General features: G+C 62.8%; 16 protein-coding genes. 10 read left to right on the plus strand and 6 right to left on the minus strand.

Annotated features, from left to right (window positions below; all coding sequences use genetic code 11):
• Position 1: 1 nt before the first annotated feature.
• From ABIB36_RS04030 to ABIB36_RS04040, 3 genes are all read right to left on the minus strand, one after another.
• Complete coding sequence (locus ABIB36_RS04030; RefSeq protein ID WP_084345058.1) at positions 2-697, minus strand: GAF and ANTAR domain-containing protein; 696 nt, start codon at positions 695-697, stop codon at positions 2-4.
• 176 nt (positions 698-873) lie between these two features.
• A complete protein-coding gene (locus ABIB36_RS04035; protein WP_354559216.1) occupies positions 874-1,956 on the minus strand; it encodes a DNA polymerase domain-containing protein in 1,083 nt (360 codons plus the stop codon).
• A gap of 1 nt (position 1,957) precedes the next feature.
• Positions 1,958-3,004 carry an ATP-dependent DNA ligase gene (locus tag ABIB36_RS04040; RefSeq protein ID WP_354559217.1) on the minus strand — a complete coding sequence of 349 codons (1,047 nt, stop codon included), beginning with the start codon at positions 3,002-3,004 and terminating at the stop codon, positions 1,958-1,960.
• A 132-nt stretch (positions 3,005-3,136) separates the two neighbouring features.
• Between ABIB36_RS04040 and lppU the strand changes: the two genes are divergently transcribed.
• The 3 genes from lppU to ilvD all read left to right on the plus strand — a co-directional run bounded on the left by lppU (position 3,137) and on the right by ilvD (position 7,011).
• Complete coding sequence (gene lppU / locus ABIB36_RS04045) at positions 3,137-3,742, plus strand: LppU family putative lipoprotein (protein ID WP_084345020.1); 606 nt, start codon at positions 3,137-3,139, stop codon at positions 3,740-3,742.
• 131 nt (positions 3,743-3,873) lie between these two features.
• Positions 3,874-5,238 (plus strand): MFS transporter, encoded by a 1,365-nt coding sequence (locus ABIB36_RS04050; RefSeq protein ID WP_373270498.1) that lies wholly within the window; start codon positions 3,874-3,876, stop codon positions 5,236-5,238.
• 51 nt (positions 5,239-5,289) lie between these two features.
• Positions 5,290-7,011, plus strand: coding sequence for a dihydroxy-acid dehydratase (gene ilvD / locus ABIB36_RS04055; RefSeq protein ID WP_084345018.1), 1,722 nt, complete (start codon positions 5,290-5,292; stop codon positions 7,009-7,011).
• Positions 7,012-7,264: 253 nt separating this feature from the next.
• Here ilvD and ABIB36_RS04060 read toward each other — a convergent pair whose 3' ends face one another.
• Together ABIB36_RS04060 and ABIB36_RS04065 are read right to left on the minus strand one after the other, a co-directional pair.
• Entirely contained in the window at positions 7,265-7,921 is a 657-nt protein-coding gene (locus tag ABIB36_RS04060) for a chymotrypsin family serine protease (protein WP_084345017.1), read from the minus strand.
• A gap of 78 nt (positions 7,922-7,999) precedes the next feature.
• The gene (locus ABIB36_RS04065; RefSeq protein WP_084345016.1) at positions 8,000-8,725 is read right to left on the minus strand and encodes a DUF6319 family protein; all 726 of its coding nucleotides are present in this window, start codon (positions 8,723-8,725) and stop codon (positions 8,000-8,002) included.
• Between the two features lie 206 nt (positions 8,726-8,931).
• Here ABIB36_RS04065 and ABIB36_RS04070 point away from each other — a divergent pair, with 206 nt between their 5' ends.
• The 5 genes from ABIB36_RS04070 to ABIB36_RS04090 all read left to right on the plus strand — a co-directional run bounded on the left by ABIB36_RS04070 (position 8,932) and on the right by ABIB36_RS04090 (position 14,618).
• A complete protein-coding gene (locus tag ABIB36_RS04070; protein ID WP_354559218.1) occupies positions 8,932-11,301 on the plus strand; it encodes a glycerol-3-phosphate 1-O-acyltransferase in 2,370 nt (789 codons plus the stop codon).
• Entirely contained in the window at positions 11,301-12,728 is a 1,428-nt protein-coding gene (locus ABIB36_RS04075; RefSeq protein WP_354559219.1) for an HAD-IB family hydrolase, read from the plus strand. The genes ABIB36_RS04070 and ABIB36_RS04075 overlap by 1 nt, the downstream gene beginning before the upstream one ends.
• Positions 12,721-13,755 (plus strand): adenylate/guanylate cyclase domain-containing protein, encoded by a 1,035-nt coding sequence (locus tag ABIB36_RS04080; protein ID WP_084345013.1) that lies wholly within the window; start codon positions 12,721-12,723, stop codon positions 13,753-13,755. Before ABIB36_RS04075 ends, ABIB36_RS04080 begins: the two co-directional genes overlap by 8 nt.
• 64 nt (positions 13,756-13,819) lie before the next feature.
• Entirely contained in the window at positions 13,820-14,200 is a 381-nt protein-coding gene (locus ABIB36_RS04085) for a hypothetical protein (protein WP_084345012.1), read from the plus strand.
• Entirely contained in the window at positions 14,193-14,618 is a 426-nt protein-coding gene (locus ABIB36_RS04090) for a hypothetical protein (protein WP_354559220.1), read from the plus strand. The genes ABIB36_RS04085 and ABIB36_RS04090 overlap by 8 nt, the downstream gene beginning before the upstream one ends.
• Here ABIB36_RS04090 and ABIB36_RS04095 read toward each other — a convergent pair.
• A complete protein-coding gene (locus ABIB36_RS04095; RefSeq protein ID WP_084345010.1) occupies positions 14,615-15,046 on the minus strand; it encodes a type II toxin-antitoxin system Rv0910 family toxin in 432 nt (143 codons plus the stop codon). The genes ABIB36_RS04090 and ABIB36_RS04095 overlap by 4 nt on opposite strands.
• Before the next feature lie 57 nt (positions 15,047-15,103).
• On the opposite strand from ABIB36_RS04095, the gene ABIB36_RS04100 reads away from it, so the two are divergent.
• Both ABIB36_RS04100 and ABIB36_RS04105 read left to right on the plus strand, forming a co-directional pair.
• Complete coding sequence (locus ABIB36_RS04100) at positions 15,104-17,362, plus strand: ATP-dependent DNA ligase (RefSeq protein WP_084345009.1); 2,259 nt, start codon at positions 15,104-15,106, stop codon at positions 17,360-17,362.
• 175 nt (positions 17,363-17,537) lie between these two features.
• Positions 17,538-18,752, plus strand: coding sequence for a lipase family protein (locus tag ABIB36_RS04105; RefSeq protein WP_354559221.1), 1,215 nt, complete (start codon positions 17,538-17,540; stop codon positions 18,750-18,752).
• Positions 18,753-18,794 lie beyond the last annotated feature (42 nt).

Here is an 18,794-nt window from a genome sequence, read left to right on the forward strand (position 1 = left end):
ACTAAGCCTTGGCGTTCGTCTCGGCATCGGCAACCACACGGTTGGCGATATCGGCGAGCTTGGTGTTCGTCTCCTGCGACAGTTTCGACAGCAACGCGAACGCCTCTTGCGCGCTGAGCTTGTACCTCTCCATGAGCATGCCTTTGGCCTGCCCGATGATGTCGCGGCTGGTCAAGGCGGCACGAATCTGCTGTTCCTCACGGGCAGTGGAAAATGCTATTGCGGCGTGCGCCGCGAACAGAGAACCGATCGACTCCGCGTCCACCCCGAACGCATGCACCCGCGACGAGTGGAGGTTGAGCGCGCCGAAGTTGTACCCCTCCACGTAGAGCTGAAAGCAGATCATGGATTTGACGCCGAGCGCGGAAGCCGCGTCGGCGAAACGCGGCCATCGGGTATCGGCATCCATATCGTCGATCCGGATAGTGCGCTGTTCGATGGCCGACTCCAGGCACGGGCCTTCGCCCAACTGCTCCTGAAGGGAGTCACACGCGGCCGCGACGTCACCGGACAAGGCAGCGCTGTAGACGAACTTGCCCTGCAGCACCGTGGTGATGCTGGCGTATTCGGCAGCAGGCACGTTCACGACCGCGGACTCGGTGATCGCAGCGAGGGTCTTGTCCGGATCATTGTGCTGACGACGCAAATCCCGCGCCACCGCGGCCAGTCGATGGCTCAGATCCAAATCGAACGGCATCCGCGTCGGCAACTCTGTACCGAGAACCTGCTCACTGATGGGAATCACCTCCGCGGACACCGATCGACTTTCGACCGGCCAAAAATAGAAGTTTAGCGCCCGACCCACCGCGTGTTACCAGCGATGAGCTGATTCAGCGAACCGCGACGGCAGTCGAGCGGTTCCTCAACCCGCACCTATTCGACGCGGTTGCCTTGATCGTCCCAATGCTCGGCAACTTTCTTCGACGGCTGCACACGTGGCGGTTCACCGGGCATCTTGGGGTAGTCGGGTGGAAAGTTGAGCTCACCACCCGGCAGGGTTTCCCACAGCTCCAGAAGAGGCTCGAGCGAGTACGCCTGGGAATCCATCTCTTCCCACGGGTCCCCGTCCTCCAGGTGCCCGAGGACGGTCGTGATGTTGTAATCACGAGGATCGGTGACGGCGGCCAGCTGCGACCACGTCAAAGGCGTACTCACCGGCGCTCCCGGCCGAGCCCGAGGACTCCACGCGCTCGCGATGGTTCGGTCTCGATTGTTCTGGTTGTAGTCGAGGAAGATTCGTTTGCCGCGTTCCTCTTTCCACCACTTGGTCGTCACACCCTCGTCACGCCGTTCCAGCTCGCGTCCGAGACCGATAGCCGCATGTCGTACCTGCTCGAACGTGTACTCCGGTCGGATGGGGACGTAGATATGGATCCCCCGGCTACCACTCGTCTTGGGGTACCCGCGAAGGCCGAGCTCGGCCAACAGCTCGCGGGTCACCTCCGCCACCCGCTGTGCATCGGCGAAGGTCGTACCAGGCTGCAGATCCAGGTCGAGCCGAAGCTCGTCGGGATGGTCCAGGTCCGGCGTTCGCACCGGCCATGGATGAAAGGTCAGCGTGCCCATCTGCGCGGCCCACACCAGCGCAGCAGATTCACTCGGACACAATTCGTCTGCCGTACGGCCGCTCGGGAACGTGACCTTCACTGTCTCGATCCATTCGGGCGCGCCTTTGGGCAGCCGCTTCTGATAGAAGCCGTCACCCTCCTTGTCCTGCGGCCCGAGCGCAAGCCTCATGCCTTCACGGAAGCCGTCGGGCCACCGTTCCATGGCAATCGGCCGTGCGCCGACAGCCCGCAGAAGCGGCTCACCGACCGCCGCGAAATACTCGCAGACAGCCAACTTGGTGATCGCCGGAGTCCGGTCGGTTGCCTCGTAGATGACGCGGTCAGGGCTCGACACACGCACTTCACGTCCACCCGCATCCACGAATGCCGGCGGCGTCTTCGCGGCCATCTCAGTTACCCCCTGCGATGACATCGGCCACGTCGTACCGCACCGGGACCTCCAACTGCTCGTACGTGCACGACATCGGGTCCCGGTCCGGTCGCCACCGAAGGAACCTCGCCGCATGCCGAAGCCGCTCACCCTCCATCTGGTCGTAGGCGACTTCGACGACGCGTTCTACTCGCAGCGGCACCCAGCTCCGATCCTTGTTCGACGTCCATCTGTTCGCTTGCGCGTCGGAGACGACATCCTCCCCTACTCGCAGCGGCGCAAGCTCGTCGAGCAATTCCACCCGCCGCTTGTCGGTGAATGCCGACGCACCGCCGATCATCCGAAGCTGGTCGCCGTCGTACAGACCGAGCAACAGAGAGCCAATTCCTTTGCCCGACTTGTGAATTCGATATCCGATGAGAGCGCAGTCTGCCGTACGCGCGTGCTTGACCTTGATCATCTCTCGCTTGTTCGGCAGATACAGGCCGTCGAGCTTCTTGGCGACCACGCCGTCGAGGCCGGCACCCTCGAATCGTTCGAACCAATCCTCGGCAGTGGCCGCATCGTCGGTGGCACTGGTGACCTGGCATTGCGTGCCACCCACGACGGCCTCGAGAAGCTGTGCGCGACGGCTACGAAACGGCTCACCCGTCATATCCGTCGAGCCGAGCGCCAAAAGGTCGAAACCCACGAACATCGACGGCGTCTTCTCCGCCAGCATCTTCACTCGACTCTCGGCCGGGTGAATTCTCTCCGACAGCGCATCCCAGTCGAGTCGCCTCCGACCGTCGATCTCACGCGGCACCACGATCTCGCCGTCGACGACGATCCGATCGGGAAGATCACGGCGCACTGCGTCGACCAACTCCGGAAAATACCTCGCGAGATTCTTGCCGCCGCGGGAGCCGAGTACGACCTCGTCCCCGTCACGGAAGACGATGGACCGGAAGCCGTCCCACTTCGGCTCGTACGACCATTCGGCGTCCCCCTCGGCAGACTGCTTGGGTACGGCCTTTGCCGCCTTGGCGAGCATCGGCTGGAGAGGCCATGCGAGAGGTAGGTCCACCTGGTCGATCTTGCCTCATACCACCGACAACCACGTGGAAAAAGATCGGCAGAGTGTCACTTCACCGGGTCGTCGGATACTTTTATCGGACCGCGTTCGATGTTCACTCGAAAGAATTCAGGATTTCAGAAGATGACCACCTCATGCCGTCCACTTCGTGGCGCCGCCCGCCGTTTCTTCGCGGTGTCGGCCGCCTTGGCGTGCGCAGCGTTGATCGTTGCGAGCTGTAGCTCCGACATCACTCCTCGCGCGATTCCGGCCGCCGACGCCGGTCCGAATCCCACGACAGCAACGACGACGAGGCCCCCTCCCGCTCAGGAAGACATCGACATCGACATCGACGTAGAGATCGGTGAGTGCGTCGAACTCGGTGGCACATTCGACGATGCCGACATCGACAACGCGACGTGCGGCAGCCCCGCCTCCAACTACAAGGTGATCGCGAAAGCCCCTTCCGGTGACGAGTGCATCAGCGACGCCGACCAGTACTACTACGAAACCTTGCGAGGCGTCGAGCAGGGAGCACTGTGCCTCGACGTCGACTGGGTGGTCGGTGGATGCATGGAGGTCTCCGGTGACGACCCGGTGCGAGCCGACTGTGCGACGCCGGGCGCAGAAACGGTCCGAGTCGTCGAAATCTTGCCCGGCACCACCGAGGTGAACGACTGCTCGGATCCCGCCACCAGCGGCTACGCCTACGACGAGCGCAACTTCATCGTCTGCGTCGAGGATCTGTAGCTCGAATTTCGAGGGTCGCGAGCAGCGATCAGTGCCAGACTTCGCACGTGAGTGCTGAAGCGTCGGTTCCACTGGCGTCCTCGCGGGGACGTTGGATCGTCGCCGCCACCGTGCTCGGTTCCTCACTGGCGATGCTCGACGGCACCGTAGTCAACGTCGCCCTGCCGGACATCGCTCGGGATCTCGATTCCGGTGTCTCAGGGCTGCAGTGGACGATCAGTGGATACACGCTGACTCTCGCGTCGCTCATTCTGTTGGGTGGTGCACTGGGCGATCGGCTCGGCCGTCGCAAGGTGTTCATTTGGGGCACCGTCTGGTTCGCGCTCGCGTCGATTCTGTGCGGACTGGCCCCGAACATCGAGGTGCTGGTCGCTGCCCGGCTGATCCAGGGCGTGGGTGCCGCGCTACTGACTCCGGGCAGTCTTGCTCTCATCTCGGCCTCGATTCACCCCGATGATCGCGGTGCCGCAATCGGTCTGTGGTCCGGGCTCGGCGGCGTCGCATCGGCCGTCGGCCCGCTGCTCGGTGGATGGCTCGTCGAAATTGCCGGGTGGCGTTCGGTGTTCATGCTCAACATTCCGCTGGCCATCGTCGTCGTATGGGTCGCGCGTAAGCACGTGCCGGAGAGCAGCGACCCGAATGCTCACGGTCGGCTCGACCTCCCTGGCGCCGCAGTCGTCGCGCTCGCACTCGGGCTACTCACCTTCGGGTTCATCGAAGCGTTGTGGATCTTCGTCGGCCTCGGCGTCGTGGCACTCGCAGTCTTCGTCGTCATCGAGCTGCGAACCAAGAACCCACTGGTTCCGCCGTCACTGTTCGCTTCCAGACTCTTCCTTGCGGCCAACCTCGTCACGTTGGCTGTCTACGCGGCGCTGGGTGGAGTGTTCTTCCTGCTGATCCTGCAATTGCAACTGGCGTTGAACTACTCTCCGATCGCAGCCGGTGTCGCCACACTGCCGATCACCATTCTCATGTTGACCCTCTCTTCTCGCACCGGCCGCATGGCCCAGCGCATCGGTCCGCGGATGCCGATGACGATCGGGCCGCTCGTCGCAGCGGTCGGCCTGCTGCTGATGCTGCGCATCGAACCGGGCTCGACCTATCTCCTCCAAGTCTTCCCCGCCGTCCTGGTGTTCGGTCTCGGACTGTCGTTGCTCGTCGCACCACTGACCGGCGCTGTACTCGGCGCCGTCTCCTCCGATCGGGCCGGTACCGCCTCCGGCGTCAACAACGCCCTCGCGCGAACCAGCCAACTGCTGGCCGTCGCCGCACTGCCCGGGCTCGCCGGCATCTCGGGCGTGGACTACGACAACCCCGCCGTATTCTCCGCAGGATTTCATACGGCCATGATCATCTGCGCGGGCCTGCTCGTCCTCGGCGCGATCGTCGCGGCGACGATGATCAGGGGCGAGCGTCGCGCCGATCCCGAATCCGTCGACTGCCTCCCGCATTGCGACGTGTCGTCCCCGGCGGTGACTCCCCGACGGCAGGTTTAGGCTTGCCCTTGGATAACAGCCCCCTATCCACGCAAACAGGTCAGGAGTGTCATGTCGACCCCGCAGGATTTTTCCGACAAACAGTCACCGGACGTCAAGCCCCGTAGCCGCGACGTCACGGACGGTTTGGAGAAGACCGCTGCGCGCGGAATGCTTCGAGCCGTCGGGATGGGTGACAAGGACTGGGGTAAATCTCAGATCGGCGTCGCATCGTCGTGGAACGAGATCACCCCGTGCAACCTCTCGCTCGAGCGCCTCGCCAAAGCCGTGAAGGTCGGCGTCCACGCCGCCGGCGGCTATCCGCTCGAATTCGGCACCATCTCGGTGTCCGACGGCATCTCCATGGGGCATGAAGGCATGCACTTCTCGCTGGTATCTCGCGAGGTGATCGCCGACAGCGTCGAGACCGTCGTCAGCGCGGAGCGACTCGATGGATCGGTACTTCTCGCCGGTTGCGACAAATCACTGCCCGGCATGCTGATGGCTGCCGCAAGACTGGACCTTGCCAGCGTCTTCCTCTACGCCGGTTCCACGCTGCCCGGCTTCGCAACGCTGTCCGACGGCAGCGAGCACCAGGTCACCATCATCGACGCGTTCGAAGCCGTCGGTGCCTGCTCACGCGGACTGATGTCGCGCGCCGACGTCGACACCATCGAACGCGCAATCTGCCCCGGCGAAGGTGCCTGCGGCGGCATGTACACCGCCAACACCATGGCCAGTGCCGCAGAAGCCATGGGCATGTCCCTGCCGGGCAGCGCATCCCCGCCCGCGCCGGACCGTCGACGCGACGGATTCGCCCACGCAAGTGGTGAAGCCGTCGTCGAACTCCTCCGCCGTGGAATCACCTCACGCGACATCATGACCAAGGAAGCATTCGAGAACGCGATCGCCGTCGTCATGGCCTTCGGCGGATCGACCAACGCCGTGCTGCACCTACTGGCCATCGCCCACGAAGCAGAAGTCGAACTCACCCTCGACGACTTCGTCCGAGTCGGCGCCAAAGTTCCACACCTCGCCGACGTCAAGCCGTTCGGCAAGCACGTCATGACCGACGTCGACGCCATCGGTGGCGTCCCAGTGGTCATGAAAGCGCTGCTCGACGCCGGGCTCATGCACGGTGACTGCCTCACCGTCACCGGAAAGACCGTGGCCGAGAACCTCGCTCACATCGCGCCCCCGGACCCCGACGGCAAGGTGCTGCGCGCACTCGACAAGCCCATCCACCCGACCGGCGGCATCACCATCCTCAAGGGCTCCCTCGCTCCCGGGGGCGCCGTCGTTAAATCTGCCGGATTCGATTCCGACGTATTCACCGGCACTGCAAGGGTTTTCGAACGTGAACGCGCCGCAATGGACGCACTCGAAGACGGCACCATCACCGCAGGTGACGTCGTCGTCATCCGCTACGAAGGACCCAAGGGCGGCCCAGGCATGCGCGAAATGCTCGCCATCACCGGCGCCATCAAGGGCGCAGGCCTCGGCAAAGACGTCCTGCTGCTCACCGACGGCCGCTTCTCCGGAGGCACCACAGGCCTCTGCGTCGGCCACGTCGCACCCGAAGCCGTCGACGGTGGCCCAGTGGCCCTCGTACGCGACGGCGACCAGATCCGCCTCGACGTCGGAAAAGGCACACTGGACCTGCTCGTCGACGAAGAAGAACTCGAAAAGCGCAAGGAGGGTTGGGCGCCGCTACCTCCGCGGTACACACGCGGTGTGCTGGCGAAGTACGCCAAACTCGTCGGATCGGCATCCCAGGGTGCCGTGCTGATCTAGTTTCTCGCGCCGGCCGGCGGGTTCGTCGGTCGGTTGCGGCGACCCACCCGATCGCGGCGGTCGGTTTCGGCCGCACGATCGCTTGAATGGCCACCTCAAGCTAACCAATCGTATGAATGTGCCATTGAAGCGATCGGGTGGCGATGGGAAAGCGATCGGGCCGGCGGGTCAGCGGGGGAAGCCGACAAACAACGAGTGGGCCATCGCAACAGTCGAGACTGTCGCGATGGCCCACTCGGGCTGAAAGGGTGCGTCAGGGAATGGGGCTGAACCCGGTTCCTACTGCGTTTCCTGCGTTGATGTGACGAAGAATCGCATCGATGTTGGTGCCGACCTCAGGTCCGAAGCAGGCGACACCGAGGTAGGCGTTGACCATGCCGACCAGCGTTGTACCCACGACGACCGGGCTTCCCGAATCACCTTCGACGACGCACAGCTGCGACCAGGTCTCCTGGGACTGCAGAACGTCTCCGTACGCGATACCGCATGTATTGCCGGTGGTACGGCCTTCTTTGCACACGATGTTGGGGAACGACGTCGGTGGGCCGACACGGGTGATGGTGACGTTACCGATGTGGTTGACCGGGATGACCTTCGCACGATCGAACTCGATGACGGCGTAGTCGTATTCCGGGTTGGAGAATGCGATGCGTCCTACGACGCCGGCGTCTGTGTTGGCCTCGGCCGCGATTGTTGCGCCCGCACCACCGCAGTGACCAGCGGTAATACCGACCAGGCGACCTGCTGCGTCGTTACCGATCGTGGTGAGCGTGCACTCGGCACTGTTACCCACGATGATTCCGGAGCCCCCTCCCAGAACCGCCGGAGCTGCAGCAGATGCGGTCCCTACCCCGACGCTGGCTGCAACGGCGGCAGCCGCGACGACGACCAGCATGAACTTCTTCAACAATGTATTCCCTCTCCAGCGGTGTCCGCAGACACTAGCAATAAGAAGCACCGATGGACGAGTGCGTGGGGAAATTTGTTCTCACTCCGTATCCTTCTGCTCCAGCGCGGCGAGCGTGGATCGTGCCACCTCGAGCTGCCGGCTCAGTTCCGCCACGCGCTGTGCTGCTTCCTCGCGGGCATGCGAAATAACGGCCTCGACGGCCTCGCGTACCGAGGCGTCTCCCAGTTCGCGTACGGCACGCGAGACCGACTCCGGCGAAACAGGTTGCGCCTTGCCCGGGCGACGCGCGCCATGCGTGACCGTCACCGACCAGTCGTTGTCCGGGCCGGCATGGATGGTGACGCTGACGCTGTCGGGGCCCTTCTTGCCCTTGCGCGCCGCCGGCGGCTTCGGAGCCGCGACGGGACGCGGCGGCACTGGCGTCGACGCCGGCTTCACAGCAGCAGCCTTGACCGGTTTGGGTGGCGCCACCGGTTCGGTCCACTCGGCGATCTCGACCTTCGCCGGGGTCGGCTTGGCGGCCGGGGGTGCGGCCTTGGTGACCCCTGACGCCGGGTTGCGCGTCATCCGCAGTTCCTCGGCCTCGAACGGAAGCTCGTCGTTGACGCCCTTGGGCGAGATGGTGACGGTGTTGCCGTCGACGGACACGACCTTGGCGGAGGTGCCTTCGGGGAGTCCGAGGCTCGGCGTTGCCTCGATCAGATAAACGGTGGCGCGCCGCCCCCCGGCGACTGCGGCGGCGAGACTCTCCAGGTTTTCGGGCGTGAGTGCGTCGGTCACGGACAATCGTCTACGCGGTGGCATCCAAGCAGCCTCTCTCGAAAGTGTTTGCGAATACTGTCCCACAAACTCGGGCAGTACTGCACTGAGCCGGGAAGTCGTCGGCAATTCTTGCGCACTGCTCGGGTTCGAGTGAAGTCGGAGTAGGGGTCGAAACCCCCTGATCGACCAGCGCTTCCGCGTAGCCTGACCTTCGTACCTGTAACGAGGTGCGGAACAGGAGTATTTCGGTGGACCAGGTCGAATCGCGGATACAGAAGTCACACGACGTCCAGCAGGTCTACCTCTTGGACGCTGCCTCGACACTCGAGGTGCAAGCGTTGAATCAGTGGATCGATGCGACGACTCGGGAAGGCGCCCAACGTACACCGTCGGTCGTTCTGTCGGGAGAAGCATCGCACCAAGTCGCGGACACGGTCCGCGGCATCACCGAAGACCCGCTTCTCGTGCCGCTGAGAGTGACGCTGACGGAGAAGAAACGTAGAGGAATCCTCTACCGCATGTTCGCACCGCGCGGAAACTCCATGCCCACCAAGGCGTGGCAGCGATGGGTCACAGCTGACGACCCCGATCATTCGGCCGTCCTGGTCGGCGAGCCTGCCACGCTCAGCGAGTTGCAGGCGAGATTCGATCGGGTAGGCGGAACCTCGCTCTCCTCCTTCATTCGCAGGCAGGCCAGCCTTACGCTGGATCGCGCCGAACGCGATGTGATCGGTTCCGAGTACAAGATCCCGCGCTTCGTCGTCGAGGACATGACCGAGCAGAAGAAGTTCCACGATGGGATGAAAGAACTCGCCGAAAGGGTCGGCGAGAACCTCACCGACGTCGAACGGCGTGTCCACGGAATTCTGGACGAAATGGTTGCCACCGAGACGCGGCGTGCAGTGGAGATGTGGGGAACGCTCGGCGCGTACTTCTCGCGGGCATATCGCGTGGATGTCGATCGAACGAAGTTGCAGAAAGTCCGCGAGCTCAACAAGAACTATCCGCTGGTCTTCCTTCCGAACCATCGTTCCTATCTCGATCCTCTGGTCCTTCGGCCCGCGCTGCTCGCCGAAGGACTCCCACTCAATCATGTGATGGGCGGAATCAACGTCGGATTCTGGCCGCTGGGCCCGATCGCCAAACGCAGTGGCGTGGTACTCATTCAACGCAAGTTCTCCGACGAAATCTACAAGTGGACGCTGCGTCAGTACATGAGTTTTCTGCTGAGCAAGCGATTCAACCTGGAGTGGTACATCGAGGGTGGACGCAGCCGGACGGGCAAACTACGGCCGCCGCGGTTCGGGTTGCTCACCTACCTCGTCGACGCTCTCGAGAACAGCGACGCCGAGGATGTCTATCTGGTTCCGACCTCGATTACCTACGACCGCTTGCACGAGGTCGGTGCCATGGCCGCGGAATCACATGGCGCGAAGAAGCAGGCCGAAGGAATCCGGATGGCGCTCGGATACATTCGCGCGCAGGGCAAACTGCGCGGAAACGTGTACCTGACATTCGGTGAGCCGATCTCTGTCCGATCCATCGTCGATGCCAGCGAGGACAAGCGCGTCGCAGTCCAGCGGATCGCGATCAATGTCGCACACGCCATCAACAATTCGACACCGGTCACCCCGGCGGCGCTGGTGACGATGGCATTGCTCGGTATCGAAGACCGGGCATTGAACGTCCACGAGATGTGGGCCATCATCGCCCCCCTCGCGTCGTACATTCATCGGCGCGGGTTGCCCACGGCCGGTGGCGTCGATATAAGTGAGGTCGACGTGGTGCGCGCGGCTGTCGTCGCGCAGGTCGCGGCGGGTGTCGTCAGAAGATTCGACGACGGCCCCGAGCCGGTGTTCTACCTTGCCCAGGACAAGCATCTGGTTGCAGCGTTCTTCCGCAACAACGCAATTCACTACTTCGTCATGCGTGCTATCGGCGAGCTCGTTATCTTGCCGGATCAGGGGCAGACGACGGCGTCGACGCCGGAATCGATGTGGGCGTCCGCACTCGCACTGCGAGACCTGCTGAAGTTCGAATTCTTCTTCGGTGACAAGAAGGAGTTCGGTGAGCGCCTCGAGACCGAGGTCGAACTCATCGATCCGAACTGGCGGGCCAACTTGTCCGACCCCGATTACGCAGTGCAACAACTCCAATCACAGGACTTGCACCTCGCGCACCGCGTTCTGCAGCCGATCATGGAGGCATATCAGGTCGTTGCCGATCAGTTGATGCTGCTGCCGGTGGATGCGGAGTTCGACAAGACAGTCTTCATCGCCCAATGCTTGGGTGCCGCTCAGACCCGTCGCCTGCGACAGCAGCTCGACCACAGCGAGTCCATTTCCGGCGAATTGTTCGACACCGCTCTGCAATTGGCCGAGAACCGGAACCTCATCGAACCCGCCGGGGAAAATGTGGCACAGTGCCGACGCGACTTCGCCCGGGAGATCAACGAATGGGCGCGTAAGTCCAGATTGATTCGCGACATGGCGCGTCGACAGCTGAACGAGGTCGACCCGATCAACTCACCGGACGGCTCGCCTTGCCGCGACACACCCAAAAGCGACGCCCCGAACAGCGACAAACCTGACAGCGACGAGCCTGGAGACGAGGGCTGATGGCTCAGCTGGCCGATCAGTTGACAGCTATCGCCGAGGCGCCTGCAGGACCGGACACTGCAGCATTCTTCGATCTCGACGGCACCTTGATCAACGGCTTCTCTGCCAAAGCCGTGTTCCTGGAGCGACTGAAGACACTCGATGTGACGGTGCGCGAACTGTGGGAAATCTCGAGTGCGGTCGTCGAGATGCGCATGCGTAACTCTCCCGTCGACAATTTGATGGGCAAGGCCGTCAAGGGCCTGGAGGGTCGCCGCGAAGAGGATCTGATGGAGCAGGCATACACGTTGTTCCGCAACGAGATTGCTCCGATGATCTACCCGCAGGCTCGCATTCTCGTCGAAGCGCACCGCCATGCCGGCCATCGGTTGATCATCGCCACATCGGCAACTCCGTACCAGGCGATCCCGGTAAAAGAAGACATGATGTTCGACGAGTTGCTGTGTACGACACCCGTCGTGACCGACGGGGTTCTGACCGGTGAACTGGTCGGCGATTCGCTGTGGGGTCCGAGGAAAGCCAAGGCTGTCACCGACTATGCCGACCGCGAGAACCTCGATCTGTCCGAGTGCTTCGTCTACTCCAACGGCGGTGAGGACGTCCCGATGTTGCTCGAGGCCGGACATCCGGTCGCTTTGAATCCTGACTCCGAGCTCGACCGTTACGCCAGGAAAGTGGGGTGGCCGATACTGCACCTCGAAAGCCCCAGACGTGGAACCGATCTCACTTCGGCAGTTCGCAGCACCGCTGCATTGGGGGCGGTGATCGCCAGCGCCGGTATCGGTATCGGGCTCGGCATTCTCACTCGCAGTCGGCGGACGGGCGCCAACATCACCTCCACCGTCGCACCGGACATCGCGCTGACGCTCGCCGGCATCAAGCTCGACGTCACCGGTACCGAGAACGCCTGGTCTGCACGGCCTGCCGTGTTCATGTTCAATCATCAAAGCACGGCTGATTCACTCATCGTCACCTCGATTCTGCGCCGGGACATCACCGCCGTCGCAAAGCGCGAACTCGAGCGCGATCCCAGGTTCGCCCTGCTCGGAATGATTTTCGACGTCGCGTACATCGATCGAGGCGATCCGGCCAAGGCGCGTGAAGCGCTGCTCCCTGCCATCGAGAAGTTGCATTCGGGTATCTCGGTCGCGATCGCACCCGAAGGCACTCGCATGCCCACCTCAAGATTGGGACGCTTCAAGAAGGGTGGCTTTCATCTGGCGATGCAGGCCAAGGTCCCCATCGTTCCCATCGTCATCCACAATGCCGGCGACGTGATGTGGAAGAAGGACTTCACGGCGCATTCCGGTACCGTCAAGGTGACCGTCGGCGAACCGATTCCGACCACAAACTGGGAACCGGACAAGCTCGACTCCTACATCGACGACGTCCGATCGTATTTCGACAGAACGCTGGGATATGACTGAAAATCAGATCAGTTCGGTTGTGCAGACCGAGATCGAGAACACTCTTCTCGGTGGCGAACGGAAGTACACGCGGGCCGATATCGCCGAAAAGTCCGGTCTTCCGCTCGAACGGGTGGTGCAGCTGTGGATCGCGATGGGTTTTCCGGTCCACACCGACCCCTCCGCGGTCGTGTACACCGATGCCGATCTCGATGCGTTGCACCTGATCACGAGCCTCACCGAACAGAAAGTGATCAAGCCAGAGATGGAGGTCGCCATCGCGCGCACTCTCGGGCAGTCGATGTCCCGGCTCGCCGAATGGCAGGTGGCCGTGGTGAATTCCCACATTCTCGACCGAATCACCTCTCATTCCGACAGCGAAGATCCGGCCGATCTCGAGGTGATTCGACGTGATGCGAGATCCATTGCAGCGCAAACAGTTCCCACCCTCGAAGCCTTGCAGTCCTACACCTGGCGCCGACACCTGGCGGCCACCGCGGGCCGGTCCATCACCGGCCCGACCGAGGAAACCACCAGCCGCACCCTCGCCGTCGGATTCGCGGACATGGTCGGCTACACCAGCCTGACCCGACGCCTCGGCATCGAGGAACTGACGACGCTGCTCGAGGAGTTCGAGTCGATCGCGACGGACATCATTGCCCGTGGCCGCGGGTCCGTCATCAAGAATGTCGGCGACGAGGTCATGTTCAGTGCGCAGACCGCCGAAGATGCGGCACATATCGCTCTCGATCTCCAGCATGCGTTCGAGGCACACGAGGACATGCCCGAACTCCGCATCGGTTTGGCATGGGGATCGGTGCTCGCCAGGTACGGCGACCTGTACGGCTCGGTCGTCAACATAGCTGCCAGACTTACCAGTTCGGCACATCCGGGAACCATTCTGGTGGACACCGCGATGACCGGGATGCTCGACGGCGACTCGGAGTTCCGCCTCAAAGCCATCAGATCCCTGCGGGTGCGTGGTTTCCACAAGCTCAAGCCGCATGCACTGCGTAGAAGCGCGGACGTTCAGCCGAAGGAACGGTAGCCGTGCCCGGACCGATACCCTGGGGTCTGTCCGCACCACTCGCCTGCAAGTAAGAGGAACAAAGATGATCGGCGCCGTCAGCGGCCTGTTGTATGCGATGTCACTGGTCGTCGGCGTATGGGTACTCGTCAAACTTTTCTCGAACAGCCCGGTGCTGTTGAAGAACCGAGCCGACCGTGCCCTCTTCTGGACCATCTCAGCGACAGAGGTGGTGGTTCTCGCGCAGGCCATCATCGGATTTGTCGCGATGTTCACCAGTGATCGCGAGATTCATCGGCTCACCTTCGGCGCGTACCTGATCGGCTTGCTGCTACTGCTTCCGATCGGTACGTGGTGGTCGCTAGGCGACCGCTCTCGCGGCGGCACAGCGGTTCTGCTGGTCGCCGTCCTCACCCTCGCGGCCATGGTGCTGCGCCTGAGCCAGATATGGGCCGGATATGCCTGATACTTCCCAAGACGACAGCCTGAAGAAAGCAACCCGTACCGGTTTCGGCCGTTTCCTCATCGCGGTCTACGCAGTCTTCGCGGTCGCGGCGACATCGAGATCTCTGGTCCAGCTGACGACGCGCTTCGACGAAGCTCCGTTCGCGTACATCTTGTCGGCGGTGGCAGCGGTGGTCTACATCATCGCGACCGTCGGGCTCGCGCGAGCAACCGAGGCCTCGCGACGGGTGGTGATGGTCTCCTGCATCATCGAGCTGGTCGGAGTGCTGGCTGTGGGCGCTCTCAGCTACCTTCAGCCCGATGATTTCCCCGACGCGACCGTGTGGTCGCACTTCGGGCAGGGATACGTGTTCATCCCGGTGATTCTGCCGATTGCTGGGCTGTGGTGGCTGCGTCGCACCCGCACCGCCGGGGTCTAGGCGGGTAGAGCGGCGAGGTTCGCCACCGACTTGGTGACGTCCGAGCCCAGAGCCCGCGCGACGACACTGCCGACCGGACCGAAAAGCACTCCCCCACCGAAATAGGCGTCGAGCGTCAGTTTCGATCCGCTCCGATGCTTGCGGACGTGGATGGTCAGCGAGATCTTGATGCCGCCTTTGCCTGTTCCCGACATCTCGATCAGCTTGGGTTCGTCGAACTCGGTGAACGTCCATTGGATCGTGTTCTTGAAGCCTTTGACCTTGACGAGGGACTCCACTTCGGTGCCTTTGCTGAGCACTTTGGGGGGCGGGGAGCACCAGCCACCGTGGATTGTCATCCACTCGTCGAACCTGTCGAGCGCCGACGCTTTGTCCCATGCGCCCTGCGGATCCTCGGGCATCTCTACCGAGACGCTGATCGTTGCCATGCTTCGAGCTTTGCACAACTCTCTCGCGGCCCCGCTGGCGACCGTTAGCCTGAGCACATGGCGACGCTCGACATCGCAGGTCGGAAGGTCTCGGTGACCAATCTCGACAAGGTGCTGTTTCCGAGTACTGGCACTACCAAAAGCGAGGTCATCGAGTACTACACGAGCATTGCCCCGGCAATGCTCCCGCACATCATCGGCCGAGCGGTCACCAGGAAGCGCTGGCCGAACGGCGTCGAGCAGCCCTCGTTCTTCGAGAAGAATCTTGCGTCCTCCGCTCCGGACTGGCTCGACAGGCGCGAGATCAGGCACTCCGATCGCGTCGTGACGTACCCGCTGTTCTCCAGCGCTGCCGATCTCGCGTGGCTCGGACAGCAGGGCGCGATCGAGGCGCATGTTCCGCAGTGGCGATTCGACGGGAACTCACCCGGCCCCGCCACGAGGATGGTGTTCGATCTCGATCCGGGTGACGACGTCGATCTGGACCGCTGCGCCGAGGTCGCATGCGAGATTCGGGACATGATCGCCGAGATCGGATTCCGGGCGTTTCCCGTCACCAGCGGGAGCAAGGGGATTCATCTCTATGTGCCGTTGGGGAAGCCGCTTTCGTCCTCCGGTGCCTCGACGGTGGCCAAGCGCGTCGCGACGCTGTTGGAGGATCGATCGCCCGATCGAGTGACAGCGACGATGGCGAAGGCCAAGCGCGCCGGCCGGGTGTTCGTGGATTGGTCGCAGAACAACGGGAAGAAGACGACCGTTGCGCCGTACTCGCTCCGAGGACGGGCCGAACCTACCGTCGCCGCCCCACGGTCGTGGGAAGAACTCGAGTCGCCAGGACTGAGGCAGTTACGTTTCGAGGAAGTCCTCGACCGTTACCGCCGCGACGGTGACCTGCTCGCCGAGCTGGATCCACCGATCGAGTACCTCGAACCGGACAAGCTGACCACTTATCGGAACAAGCGCAGTGCCGCCAAGACCCCGGAACCGATACCGGAGAACACCGAGGAGACCGGGAACGGCGATACGTTCGTCATCCAAGAACATCATGCTCGACGGCTGCACTACGACTTCCGGCTCGAACACGACGGCGTCCTGGTCTCGTGGGCGGTGCCGAAGAACATTCCCGAGGACCCGGAAAAGAACCGCCTCGCCGTGCGCACCGAGGACCACCCGCTCGAATACGCATCGTTCGAGGGCAGCATCCCCAAGGGTGAGTACGGGGGTGGGGAGGTCTCCATTTGGGACAGCGGAACCTACGAACTGGAGAAGTGGCGCGAGAACGAGGTGATCGTTGTCCTGCACGGCGACAAGGCGAAGGGGCGCTATGCGCTGATCCGCACCAAGGGCGATCAATGGCTCATGCATCTGATGAAGGACGCGGCTCCGATCAAGGCTGACATCGCGCCGATGCTCGCCACGGCGGGTGACATCACCGACCTTGCGGACGGAGAGTGGGCGTTCGAGGGAAAGTGGGACGGATTCCGTGTGATCGCACGGTGTGCCCACGGAGAAATGAAGCTTGTATCGCGCACCGGTAACGACCTCACCGCGCGCTTTCCCTCACTTTCTACGATGGCCGACGAACTGGCAGACCACGATGTCGTTCTCGACGGTGAAGCCGTGGTATTCGATGACGACGGCATTACCAGCTTCGAATTGCTTCAGAACAGTTCGGGCCGAGAAGTGCGCTTTATCGCCTTCGATCTGCTGAATCTCGACGGCACGTCGCTGCTGAAGAAGAAGTACTCCGATAGGCGACGCCTACTCGAATTGCTGACGACCGGACTCGAGTCGGTGCTCGTGCCGGAGCAACTGATCGGCACGGCAGAAGACGCACTCGCCGAGAGCGTCCGACGCGGCTGGGAGGGGGTCGTCGCCAAACGAACCGACTCGATCTATCAGCCCGGCAAGCGAGCCAAGACCTGGATCAAAACCAAGAATTGGCGGACCCAGGAGGTGGTCATCGGAGGGTGGCGACGCGGCCGCGGCCGTCGGGCAGGCGGCCCTGGGTCGCTGTTGGTCGGTGCTCCCGGGCCTGACGGGCTTCAATATCTGGGTCGCGTCGGAACCGGTTTCAGCGACCGCGCACTGGAGCAGCTGAGTGAGCGGTTGGCTCCGCTCGAGACCGACGTATCACCATTCTCCGAGCAACTTCCCACCGCAGACCGGAAAGACGCCGTCTGGACCACACCGACTCTCGTCGCCGAGGTGCGGTTCTACGAATGGACCGATTCCATGCATCTCCGTCATCCGAGCTGGCGTGGAATACGTGAAGACAAACGACCTTCGGAGGTCGTCATCGAGAACAACCGATAGCCTCGCACAGCACACCTCTTACGGGGCTCCAATAGTTTTTCGGCGCACTTTCCCTGCTGCACCCTGGGGAGCGGCGAGTAACGGGTGGGATATCTTTTTACATATACCCCTCGTGTGGTTGCGAAATGAGCCAGTCTCAGTTCGGGTCGGATAATTTTCGAAAGGGTACGACGCTATGCGCGCTATTGCATTGATGGGGGCTGCCGGAATGACCGCGGCCCTGGTCGCGTGTTCCGCCCTGTTGGCAGCGGTGCCGGCTGCCGCCGGTCCGCTACAACCGACGCCGATCTCGGACGCGTTCTACGGTCCGACGCCGGATCTGGAGGCGAAGAACCCGGGCGACATCATCTCGAGTCGACCGATGGCTCCGCCGGCAGGATTTTTGGACGTAGATGTCTGGCAGCTGCGATTCCGCTCGACGAATTCGACCGGTGCACCGATCGCGGCGGTCACCACCGTCATCGCTCCTAGGAACAAAGCGCCCAATGGCCCCTTGCTTTCCTACCAACACATCATCAATGCACTCGGTTTGGAATGCGCTCCATCACAGGCGCTGTGGTCCAACGACCCCAACCTCGTCATTCGCGAAGCCCCGGCACTCAACGCGGCGCTGCAGCGCGGTTGGACCGTCAACATCGCTGATCACCTCGGACCGAACAGTGCGTACGGCGCCGCGAAGTTGGGCGGACAAATCGTCCTCGACAGCATTCGGGCCGCCCAGCACTTCGATCCACTCCAGGTAGCGCAGAGCCCGGTGGCCCTCGCGGGATACTCGGGCGGCGGAATGGCTACGGCGTGGGCTGCGGCCCTGCAGGCTGCCTACGCACCGGAACTGAACATCGTCGGAAGCGCCGCAGGCGGAGCTCCGATGAACCTCGAACGGATGGCTCGCGACCTCGGATTCAATCCCCATCCTGTCTTCGGCCTCGCTTTCGCAGCAGCCCTCGGTCTCGAACGCGAATACCCCAACCGCATTCCGATCACCGCGCAGCTCAACCCGCTCGGACAGCAAATGGCCCGTGAAATGCAGAACGGATGCACCAACGACATCCTTCGCGTGGGCGCAGGCAAGAGCGCGACCCAGGTCGCCGACACCACCGACCTGATCAACAGCCCAGAAATGGTCGCCGCCGTCAACGAGAACAGCGTCGAAATGTATCCCGGAGTGCCGAAAGCGCCGTACTTCGAGTGGCACAGCCCGACCGACGCCCTGATTCCAGTCTCGTCGATCACCAACACACTCGGGCGCTACTGCGCAGCCGGCGTCCAGGTCCAAGAGGTCCAGGTGGAAAGCAACGACCACCTCACCGCAGCGGTCCTCGGATTGCCGCAAGCACTGGACTGGATCAATGCCCGCTTCGACGGGGTCCCTGCACCCAGCACCTGCTGAGCCCTACCCCCGGGTCACTCCGCAGGCTGCGCTTCCACCCAC

Source organism: Rhodococcus sp. UYP9 (genome assembly GCF_040547235.1).
Lineage (GTDB): Bacteria > Actinomycetota > Actinomycetes > Mycobacteriales > Mycobacteriaceae > Rhodococcoides.